Genomic DNA, 10,901 nt, shown 5'->3' with positions numbered 1-10,901 from the left:
GCCCGGTGGCGGGTATGTGTCTGAGCGCGGGAGCTCACCGAACGGGTAGCGGGCGGTCGGGGCATAGTCATCCCGGGCCCCGAAGGGGCGGGCACCGGCCGCACCCGCCTCGGGTTCCGCTGCGACGCGGGCGGCGTAGGGGATCGATCCGGGCCCAGCGGGCATCGCGGTCGCGGTCGCGGTCGCGGTGAGCAGAGCGCCCAGCGCTGTCGCGGCCTGGGGGTCGGCGGCGGGCCGGGGGCGGATGCCGGTCAGCTCCGTCACCAGCGCCGAAATCCGTGGGATGCGGGTCGATCCGCCGACAAGGAAGATCGCGCTGAGCTCGCCGGGCCGGATCCCCGCACGCTCGATTGTGCGGATCAGTTCGGTCACGGTCGCGCGTAGGTCACCCTCGATCGACGCTTCCAGCTCCGCCCGGGTGAGCTGGATGTCGCCGATGGATCCGCCGACCGCAATGGTGCGGACGGTGGCGGTTGACAGTCCTTCCTTGGCTGCTATGACCTGTTGGCGTAGCTGGTTGTGCCGCTGGCGCCCGGATGGGCTCAGATCGGCCCACAGCTCGTCCCAGGCGGCCGAGTCGACCGTGCGCGCACGGTCCGCCAGCTGGCGAAGTAAGGCATCGTCGATGTCGTCACCGCCGAAGGCGGGATTGCCGCCGGGCTCGCCGCGGATCTCGAATCCGTTGGGTGTCGCGGTGAGAATCGTCGTCGCGAGGGTTGTGGCTCCAAGATCATATATCGCAACGGCCGTGCCCGCGCGGATGCTGTCAGGGGCGGCGTGATAGCGGGCCGCCGCGATCGGTTCCGGAAGCAGCATGACGTCGGTGAGCCCCGCCCTGGTAGCGGCTGCCCGCAGGCTGTCGACCTCCGTGGCTGTCCATCGGGCCGGCGCGGTGAGAACCACCTGGCGGGGTGGCGGGCCCGGAGCGTGGCGGGCCGCTTCGTGCAGGACCTGGCGCAGGACGGCGGCGATCAGCTCGATCGTGGGGATGGTCACCTCACCGAGCTGGACCCGCTCGGTCGTTTCCAGCGCCTGTAACGGATGACGTTGCGCGCGGTCGGGATGGGTGGCCGCGACGTCCACCGCGGCGGTACCGGTCAGCAGCCGGCCGTCAAGACTGAGGCTGACCACGGCCGGCATCGGCCCGCCCGGCCCGAGCCGCAGGGATTCCCCCCGGCCGTCCAGGCCGACGCAGGCGGACGTGTAACCGGTACCGAGGTCGACCGCGAGTGTCTGGCCGGTTGTCATGTCTCCCCCCGTTTGTCAGGCGTTCTCGCGCTTCCGCCCGCACGAGAAAAGCATTGTCGCGCGGCGCTGGGAACCAATTCGCCGCGGTGCTCCCAGCGCCGCCCGGAGTCAGCGCGTCGGCTGGTCCGCCAAGCCGTGGACGGCGTAGGGAACGATGAGGTCGTCGACGATCCGTTCCATGAACGCGGCGTCGACGACCTCTCCGGAGAGCAGCACCCGCTGCAGAACGAGGGCGGGACCGAGCTCCATGAGCACCGTGTGGTCGACCTCCGCGCTGATTTCCCCGCGGACGATGCCGCGGTGCACGATGACATCGGACGCGGTTTTGCGCTGGGCGAGCAGCCCATTGCGAAGGGCTTCGCGCAGCTCGGAGTTACGGGGCATTTCAGACACCAGCTCGGCGATGATCCTGCCGCGGTCATCGCCGATGGCATCTCGGAACGAGGAGATGAAGGCCAGCATGTCCATGCGGAACGAACCGGTGTCGGGAATGGGCACGGACTGCTCGGTGATCGTCGTGATCGCGTCCATGACCAGGGCGACCTTGGAGGGCCAGCGGCGGTAGATGGTGGCTTTGCCGGCTTTCGCCCGGGTGGCCACCCGGTCCATGGTGACGCCGTCGTACCCAACTTCGGCGAGTAGCTGAAGGGTGGCGCGACGAATCGCGCCGTCCCGTGAATCATCCCGAGGGCGGCCCCCGGAGCGGGACGAATCAAGCGTAGGCCGCACCACGGCGTCCCCCTGTGGCCTAGGTTTCCTGAGGTCTCGGGCGGCCCAAACTGGGACTATGCCGCCTTCGACCAGCCGGCTGCAAGCCGACACGTGCCATCCGGTGGCTTTCGACGCGCTCCGCCTGCCGTCACAAGCGGCGACGCCGACAAGAAGGAAACGCGCGGGCCTGTCCCAGAGCGTAGCGCATCCACGGATGATAGGAACCAATCGGTATCGGAACGCTGGGGTTCTGTTCCGATACCGGTGCGCCACCCCGGCTATGCGTGGCCAGCGGGCTCGGGGACACCCTGCCGGCGCTGCGCCTCGGCCGCGGTATGCAGCGCCGCCTTCGGATCGTCGGGATGCAGGAAGACCCACCGTTTGTAGGCCCAGAACCGGAAGATGGTGCCGAGCCCGGTGCCGACCACGTTTCCGGCCAGGTTGAGCTCGAGCACACTGTGCAGGTTCAGTACGTAGTTGGCAAAGCCCAGACAGCCCAGGGCGATTGCCAGACCCATGGCGTTGAGGATGGCGAACAGTGTGTATTCGCGCTTGAGGCCCGTACGCGCCCGGTGCGTGAACGACCAGTTCCGGTTGCCGATGTAGGCGCAGGTCGCGGCCACGATGGTGGAGACGGTTTTCGCGCTGAGCGGACCCATGCCCACAAGCCCGTGGCACAGGTTGAACACGAGGACGTCGATGGCGTAGCAGACGACGCCGACGACTCCGAACTTCGCCAGCTCATGGCCGAGCACTTGCCAGCGTGATCGTTCCGCGCAGGCCTCCGCCGGTGCCGCGTTCACCTCAGATGCTTCGGGTGCTCTTGACCGGTTTGCGTCACCGGCTGAGTCTACCGACGGTCTCCCCTGGCTCATCCGCTACCCCCCTAGCTGTTTGGGCCGCCGGCCGCGCGAGCGAAATCATCATCGCGGGGCCGGCTGCCTTCCAGGTTCTCGACGCCGCCGGCGACCGGCAAGATTAAAATTCATCGTCATTGACTGGACCGGTTCTCGCTGATCTCCTCCTCGAGGACGCCGATCCCCTTCGATGCTTGCGTCACAGCGCAATACCGGCGCGTGAGTAGGTCCACGGCCGCGCACGAAAGGCTAGTCGGGACGGCGATCTCGCTGACATGGGGGTGCGGCTGGCGACGGGCGTGCCGACGGTCCTGGCCAGGCGGGAACGCCGGGCGCGCGGTCGCCGGGTAGCCTGTCGGGCCGATCCCTCGCGGCAAGTATGCCCCCTGCTCCGGTTGGTGACTCGACTGTCGGGCTGGTTGCCGTGATGTGCGTTTCGCTCCGTACGGTCAACGTGCGTTTGCGATTGCGATCTGTGTTGTTGGGCCGCGTACCGCTGGCGAAAGCGGCGTGGCCGCGTCATCCTTGTTGCGGCTGGCTGTGGTGACGACTTGCCACAGCGGCTCGGCGGGTGCCTGGCCGGGCTGCTGTGTGGCGGCACACCGCGCTGGCGGGTTCCCGGCGACGCTGCCGTGCACGAACGAACCTGGTTCTGCTGTGTCCACCGCGCCGATGGAGGTTGCACCACGATGACCATGGTCGACGGCCGAGGTTCAGTACGGGCCGAAGGCTCACACACTGCCACCGTTTCCCGCACGGCCACAGACTCCATGGTGGCGCGTGCCGCGAGCTTCGCGGCGGCCCGGCAGGCCGGCGACGCGCCGACGCGGGCGCGCCCAGCCGCGCCCGCCACCGGTGTGGCGGTCCTGGCCTGCATGGACGCCCGGCTGGACGTCCATGCGCTGCTGGGCCTCGCGGAAGGCGACGCGCATGTCCTGCGCAACGCCGGCGGTGTGGTCACCGACGATGTGATCCGTTCGCTGGCGGTCAGCCAGCACGAGCTCGGCACGACGGAGATCATTCTTTTGCAGCACACCCAGTGTGGGATGATGACCATCACGGATGACGGTTTTCGGGAAAAACTGTTCGAACACGTGGGGGTGCGGCCGGCGTGGCCTGTCCACGCCTTCACCGATCTTGAGGCGAGCATCCGGGTATCTGTCTCGCGTCTTCGCTCCAGTCCCTTCCTAAGCGCGTCCACGTCAGTCCGGGGTTTTGTCTACGACGTGGCGAGCGGCACGTTGGGCGAAGTCACCACCTGGACATGAGCGCCCGGACACCACGGGCCGAGACCGCCGCGAGGCAGCCGGCCGCGGCTCGTCGTCAGGCGGGCCGGCCCAGCGCGTGGTAAGCCCAGCCGGCCGCGCGCCATGCGGCTGGGTCCAAGGCGTTGCGGCCGTCGACGACAATCCTGCTGGCGACCACCGGAGCGAGCACCGTGGGGTCGAGCTCACGGAACTCGCTCCACTCGGTGAGGTGCAGGAGGATGTCGGCGCCGGCCGCGGCAAGGACGGCGTTGTCCGCGTAGGTCAGCTGCGGGTGGGCCGCGCGGCAGTTGGGGATTGCCGCCGGGTCGTAGACGGTCACCACGGCACCGGCGCGGTGCAGCGCACCCGCGACGTCAAGGGCCGGCGAGTCACGGATGTCGTCGGAGTTGGGCTTGAACGCCGCGCCGAGGACGGCGATCTTTTTGCCAGCAACCATTCCACCCAATAGCTGGATGGCCAGGCTCACGGTCTTGGCGCGGCGGCGGGAGTTGACGGCGTCGACCTCCGCGAGGAAGCCGAGCGCCTGGCCGACGCCGAGCTCATCGGCGCGGGCCTGGAAGGCGCGGATGTCCTTGGGCAGGCAGCCGCCACCGAAACCGAGGCCGGCGTGCAGGAACTGCCCGCCGATGCGGCTGTCGTAGGACATCGCGGTGGACATCGCGGTGACGTCCCCGCCAGTGGCCTCGCAGATCTCTGCCATGGCGTTGATGAAGGAGATCTTGGTTGCGAGGAACGCGTTCGAAGCAAGCTTGACGAGTTCGGCCGTGGGGTAGTCGGTGACGACGACCGGCACCCCGGCGTTGATGAGCGTGGCGTAGACGCGCCGCAGGAGCGCTTCGGCGAGCTGGGCCCTGGCCGGCTCGGGACGCAGGCCGAAGACCAGACGGCTGGGCCGCAGCGTGTCGTCAATGGTGAAGCCCTCACGCAGGAACTCCGGGTTCCACGCGAGCTCCACGCCGGGAGCCTCGGAGTCGAGCCGTCGCGCCAGCCGCATGGCCGTGCCGACAGGCACGGTGGATTTTCCGACGATGAGCGCCCCCGGCCGGATTCCCGACCGCAGGAGCCCGGTGAACGCGGCGTCGACGTGGCGCATGTCGGCGGTGTTCGCCCCAGGCAGCTGGGGAGTCCCGACACAGATGAAGTGGACGTCCGCGGTAGCCGCGGCATCCGCCACGGACGTGGTGAAACGCAGGCGGTGGGACTCCAGGTTCTTGCGGACAAGCGCCTCCAGGCCCGGTTCGAAGAACGGTGTCTCGCCAGCGGCGAGAGAGCTGATCCGGACCGGGTCCACATCAACGCCGACCACGTCGAATCCCAGTTCCGCCATACAGGCGGCATGGGTCGTGCCCAGGTAACCGGTACCGATGACACTCAGGCGCGGATCAGTCGGCTCGATCATCGCGGTCAGGCCTCCAGGCGGTCATGGGCAGGGACAGCTGCCGACGTTGCCGGTGTCACAGTCGGTGTCAGAGCCGGTGCCACGGTGACTGTCAAGCCGGAGAAGCGGTCGGGAACGCGGTTGCTGGGGGGAGTTCCAGCGCCCGGGGGAGAAGGAGGTCGCGGGCCGGACACCTTTCCCGTCTGTACCCGGTGTCCGGACGCGGTGAACTGGGACGCACGCGGATTGCCGGAGCCGCTAGACAACTCGTCCGGTATCGGTTCGGCCTTCCGCCGGGCCAGGAACCACCTGGACACGGCTGGCCACCCGCACCCAGGATTGCGGGACAGGCTCCTGCCGGGCATCCGCCGCCGGATGGGCTCAGCGCGACGGCACGCTGAGCCGCCGGATGCCCGTGGGGGTGCTGGGCATCGGCCCGCAGACAGCCGTGACACGCTCGGTGGTGATCCGGCGCTCAAGGAGGGCGTCGTCAAGGTTTCGACAGACGACCAGCGACGCTCCGGCGGCCAGGGGGCTCAGCAGCCCGGCGAGAAGCCCCTCGGGCGTCTCGTAACCCGCCGTCGTCAGAACACGGTCGCGTTCGGCCAGGCCCCAGGCCCGCGCGTAGTAGCTGGCCATCCGTACCAGGGCCCGCTGGTTCGCCGGTGGCCCCGGTGGCGTGAAACGGTCGCCGTGGGCGAGGATCTCCGCCGCGAAGTCGAGCGCCCCCGGCGCGGGCCGCAGGAGCCGGCCGCCCATCGGGCGCAGTGACAGCGCGACCACATCGGCCTCGTCGCCCGTTGCGAGTGGGGTATCGAGATCATTTTCGGCTGTGAAGATCGCCACCGGGGGGGTGTCGGTAGCTGGCTCCGGCCGGCCGATACTCACGCACGCGCCTGAGGACCACGCCGCGAGGAGTATCACCGCGGTCTGCCAGTGCGGTGGCAGCACGATGCGGATCGTGTCGCCCGGACCGATCCCGAGGGTGTCCACGAGCAGGTTCGCGGTTTTGGCAACCCAGTTGTCGACGGTGGTCGCGGACAGCTCGGTCCGCTCACCGGTGGCATCGTCGTAGAACGTCAGCAGCGGGCGTGCCGGGTCAGCGCGCAGCCTGCGGGCAAGCAGCGCGGCGAGGCCGTCGACGGCCCCGGTGCCGGTCGTGTTCGCCGGGCCGGTCGTGCCCGTGCCCGTGTCGGTGTGGCTGAGCGCGTCCGGTGGCATGACGGCAAGCGGGGCATCCAGAACACGGCTCACAACGCCGTCGAGCAGGCGTCCCAGCGGGGAGGTCGATGGTGTCATTGGACGTTCACGTTAGAGCACCCGAGAATAGAACTGTCCGGCTCGCGGCTCCCCGCGTCCCGCCCGGCCGCGTTGTCGTCAGTCGGCGCCCAGCACCAGGGCGCCTCCCTCCTCCGCCTTGCCGGATCGGGCGCGGATGAGCCGCTCACTGATCGAACGACCTATCCTCGGGCGCTCTTAGTTGAGCCAGGATCCGCGGCGTGTACCGCGCTCACGGAGTGCAGGACGTGTCCGCCGGGGCGATCACGGGCGCCGGAGCCGGCGTGGCCGCGGCGCCCGGGGCAGCCGAGCCGGGGGCAGCTGCGCCGCCAGCGGCGGAGGGCGTCCGCGGGGGGATCGCGGGGGATCCCGCCGGTGTCGTCGGCGGGCCGGTCACGCCCGTGAACGAGGTGCCGAGTATCACGACAAGGCCGTTGCTGAGCCTCGGGTCCGCGATGGTCTGTGACCCGGCGATCAGGCCTGACAGTGTGCGTGCCGCGTCCTCCTGCCCGGCCGGGTAGCGGATCTCCGTGCTGACCTGCCCCGCCGCGCCGGTGGTGGGTTTGAGCGATCCGGCGAACCCCATCGCGCCGAGCGTCGTGGTCGTCTGCGCGGCCAGGCCCGACCGCCCGGTCCTGTTGCGGACCTCGGCGATGGTCACCTGGCTTGGCGGCAGGGCCGGAGCGCCGGTGGTGGTGAGGGTGTCGTCGCCGGTTGCGGGCCGCAGCGGCGCGAGGACCCGCGCGAGCCCGGCCGGCTCATAGAACAGCACGTTGCCGTGGGGGGGAATCGTGCCCTGGTCGTCGCTGGCGCCCTCGGATCGCAGCGGCACGTGCGTGGGGATGGTGATGAATGTGAGCTTTCCGGCGCCGAGGTCGCTCAGCCGCTGGGCGATTTTGATCATGGCGCCGTTCTCGGTGAGGTCGTTGTCGACCTTGAGCGACCCGCCGACGGCGCCGATCAGCTGTGTGATCCTGACGGGGTTGGTCAATACACCCGCGCTGGTCGCCTTGTCGAGGAGCTTGGACAGGAACTGCTGCTGGCGGGCGACGCGGTAGGTCTCGTCCGGCAGGGCATGGCGGGTACGGACGAAAGCCAGGGCCTGATCGCCATTGAGATGGTTGATCCCGAATTTTCCGCGCCACTGGGAAAAGTTGTCGTGGAGGTTGGTCGTGCCGCCTCCGGGGAGCTGAGCGACGCACACGTCCACCCCGCCAACCGCGTCGGTCATGGTCTTGAATCCGGCCAGATCGATCGAGATGAAATGATCAATTTTGAGGCTGGTCAGTTTTTCCAGGGTGCGGGTGAGCCCCTCGATGCCGCCGTAGGACAGGACGTTGGTGAGTTTGTCCTTGCCGTCACGGGGGGTCTGGGTGATGCCGGCGGCAACGGTGACGAGGGTGTCTCGGGGAAATGACACCAGGGTGACCGAACCGTCCGTGCCGAAATGGGCGATGATCGTGGTATCCGAGCGGACTCCGTCGACCTGGCCGTACTCACCGTGGGTGCCTGCTCGGCTGTCGTCGCCGAGAAGCAGGATATTCATTTCGCCCGGTCGCTCGGCTGGCCGCTCGCCACTGGGTGACCAGGTCACCCCGGTGACCGAATCGTTGAAGTAGCGGTATGCCGCCCACCCGACAGAGCTGACCGCGAGAACCACCAGGGACAACACGGCCGCCGCGCTGACGGACAGTGTCCGCAGCGGTGAGCGGCCTGGGCGGCGCCGCAGGTTCAGCGGACGCCGTGGGCTCAGCTCTGGCGGCAACGCCAGCCGGCGCATGGATCTGCCACTCACCGGCTTTCTCGAGCCTCCTTGACCGGAGCGATCGCGCGGTGCCGGGTCGACGAGCGAACCCGCACTGTTCTTGATAGTGCGGCGCTTGATAACGCGGCCGGCAACAGGGGGCGCGGTATCGCGGGGCCGGGGTGCGCACCTCGCGTCATCGCTGCCCATCCATCGCCGCGCGATGCGCGGGTACCCCGGCTCGTTGGTCGACGCCCAGAACCAGGGCGCACCCCTCCTTCACTTTGCGATCCATCCACCCGGACGCCACTCCCTGATCGAACGCCCTGTTGCCGGGCGCTTTTAGAGCGACCGGCAACAGGGACGCGGCGTCGCGGGGCTGGGGCACGCACCTCGCTGCGTTGTCGTCGGTCGACACCCCAAGGACCAGGGTGACTCCCTCCTCCGCCTTGCGATGTACGTGCCCCAGCCCCGCTCCTTGATCCACGCCCCTATTGCCGGGCGCTCTTAACCCAGTCTGACGTTGCCATGAGACGCACGCCACCACACCACTGGGTGCACGAAACGACCAATGGTAACAGTGCGATTACTGAATATCGTCGCTATCGGTCGTCGGCTGGTGGCGCGCTTGCGGCTGGCACGGGCTGGCGGTCCCGGCGGCTTCCGGACCTGCGTGGAGAACTGTGATCCGGATATCTCCGGCGACCGCTGAGAGCGTGTTTGAGATCGTCCGGCAATAGGGGTGTGGGTCAAAGGGCGGGGCTGGGGTGCGTGCGTCGCGAGGCGGCGGAGGGAGCCACCGGCGGTGTTGGGCGCCGACCGACGACAACGCGGCCGGGCGGGATGCGGGGAGCCGCGAGCCGGACAGTCCTATTCTCGGGCGCTCTAAAATGTGCAGCGGGTGGTCAGCTCGGTGGCGGTCAGCGCGGGCGCCGCGGGGGTCGGGCCCGCCGTTGGGACGCTGTTCCCGGTGCCTGTCCCGCCCGGTGCCGGGTTGTCTGCCGCCGTCTGGGCGGATGCCACCGCCCGTGCGTCGATGCCGTGGAAGTCGGCGCCGATCACCAGCGTGACGTGCCTGCCCGCGGACCGGTCCGCGCGCAGCTCCACTCCGGGGACGGCGATGCCCAGCGTACGTGCCGCCGCGAGCCCGGCCGGGCCGTAGCGCACCAGCGAGGTCGCCGTGTGCCTGCCGGCACGTCCGACGGTCGCGACTCGGAACCCGGCCGCCGTGAGCTCTCTCGCTGTGCTGATCGCGAGCCCGCTGGTCGTGGTGCCGTTGAGGATGTCGACGGTGACCGATGCCGGTGGGAGGGCCACCGGCTCCGGCGGCGCGGGCGTACTCGGCGCTCCCGGGGTCTCAGCGGGGTTCGGTGCCGGGCCGCCGTGTCCACGCAGCGGGGCCAGGAACGCCGCGAGCTGCTCCGGGTCGTAGAGCTGGACAGAGCCGTAGCGCCGGAGCTCACCAGCGGCGTTCGCGCCATCGGCCTGGGCGGGCTCCCGGACAGGAATCGTCTCGAAAGTGATCGCGTCGGCGGACATGTCGCGCAGCCTGGTCGCGAGGTTGCGCAGGTCGCTCATGCTGGTGTGGTCATCGACGGTCAGCGCTCCCGTCGCGGACGCGAGCAGGCTTTCCAGCTTCGCCGGATTGGCAAGCACGCCGCTGCTGGTCGCCTTCTGGAAGACGGTGCTGATGAACTGCTGCTGACGCCTGATCCGGTCGAAATCCCCGTCGGGCAGACCATAGCGCTGCCGGACGAAGGACAGGGCCTGCTCGCCGTTGAGATGGTTCTCGCCCACGACACCATGCCACTGGGACCACTCGTCGTGCAGGTTCGAGGTACTGCCATCCGGCAACGGCTGTACGCAGACGGTGACGCCACCGATGGCGTCCGTCATGGCCTTGAATCCGGCGAGGTCGATCGACACGAAATGGTCGATTTTGATGTTGGTGAGGTTTTCGAGTGTCCTGATCAGCAATGGCGGTCCGCCGATTGTGATCGCCGCGTTCAGCTTGTTACGCCCGTGTCCGGGAATAGTGACGAGTGTGTCCCGGGGAAATGACACCAATGTGGTTGTCCCGTTGGCGTCGAGGTGCGCAAGCATGGTCGTGTCGGAGCGCTGCCCGGAGATGATCTCTTCGCTCTGGTACTGGTTGCCGGTGCCCTCTCTGCTGTCGGATCCGACCAGCAGGAAGTTCTCAGTCCCCGGGGCGGCCCGCGGTGGCCGGGCCTCGTCGTCGTCAAGGCCGAGGGTCACCCTGGTGATCTGAGCGTTGAGATAGCGATAGGTGATGTAACCGGCGCTGCTCACCAGGAGAATTGACAGCGACACGACGCCCGCGAGGGCGAGGGCCAGTTTCTGGAGCAGGGAACGTTGCCGTGGGCTGTCGTCCGCCGCTGGCTCGTCCGCCGCTGGCT

8 protein-coding genes are annotated in these 10,901 nt (G+C 68.8%); 1 reads left to right on the top strand and 7 read right to left on the bottom strand.

The window, feature by feature from the left end; all coding sequences use genetic code 11:
- The 3 genes from MJ783_RS13430 to MJ783_RS13420 form a co-directional block, all read right to left on the bottom strand.
- The coding region (locus MJ783_RS13430) for an Hsp70 family protein (RefSeq protein WP_239310766.1) at positions 1-1,248 on the bottom strand (1,248 nt) is incomplete at its 3' end.
- A 108-nt stretch (positions 1,249-1,356) separates the two neighbouring features.
- The gene (locus tag MJ783_RS13425; protein ID WP_239310765.1) at positions 1,357-1,980 is read right to left on the bottom strand and encodes a TetR/AcrR family transcriptional regulator; all 624 of its coding nucleotides are present in this window, start codon (positions 1,978-1,980) and stop codon (positions 1,357-1,359) included.
- 257 nt (positions 1,981-2,237) lie between these two features.
- The gene (locus MJ783_RS13420; RefSeq protein WP_239310764.1) at positions 2,238-2,762 is read right to left on the bottom strand and encodes a GtrA family protein; all 525 of its coding nucleotides are present in this window, start codon (positions 2,760-2,762) and stop codon (positions 2,238-2,240) included.
- A gap of 743 nt (positions 2,763-3,505) precedes the next feature.
- Here MJ783_RS13420 and MJ783_RS13415 point away from each other — a divergent pair.
- Entirely contained in the window at positions 3,506-4,084 is a 579-nt protein-coding gene (locus MJ783_RS13415; RefSeq protein WP_370651619.1) for a beta-class carbonic anhydrase, read from the top strand.
- A gap of 55 nt (positions 4,085-4,139) precedes the next feature.
- On the opposite strand, the gene MJ783_RS13410 is transcribed toward MJ783_RS13415, so the two are convergent.
- The 4 genes from MJ783_RS13410 to MJ783_RS13395 form a co-directional block, all read right to left on the bottom strand.
- Complete coding sequence (locus tag MJ783_RS13410; RefSeq protein WP_239310763.1) at positions 4,140-5,483, bottom strand: UDP-glucose/GDP-mannose dehydrogenase family protein; 1,344 nt, start codon at positions 5,481-5,483, stop codon at positions 4,140-4,142.
- A 360-nt stretch (positions 5,484-5,843) separates the two neighbouring features.
- A complete protein-coding gene (locus MJ783_RS13405; RefSeq protein ID WP_239310762.1) occupies positions 5,844-6,761 on the bottom strand; it encodes a TIGR03089 family protein in 918 nt (305 codons plus the stop codon).
- Positions 6,762-6,972: 211 nt separating this feature from the next.
- Entirely contained in the window at positions 6,973-8,535 is a 1,563-nt protein-coding gene (locus MJ783_RS13400; protein WP_308194837.1) for an LCP family protein, read from the bottom strand.
- Positions 8,536-9,369: 834 nt separating this feature from the next.
- Positions 9,370-10,901, bottom strand: a 1,532-nt coding sequence (locus MJ783_RS13395; RefSeq protein WP_370651618.1) for an LCP family protein, incomplete at its 5' end; no start/stop codon positions are given.

Source organism: Protofrankia sp. Cj3 (assembly GCF_917627355.1).
Taxonomy (GTDB): Bacteria; Actinomycetota; Actinomycetes; order Frankiales; family Frankiaceae; genus Protofrankia.
This window is presented reverse-complemented; position numbering and strand designations above follow the sequence as displayed.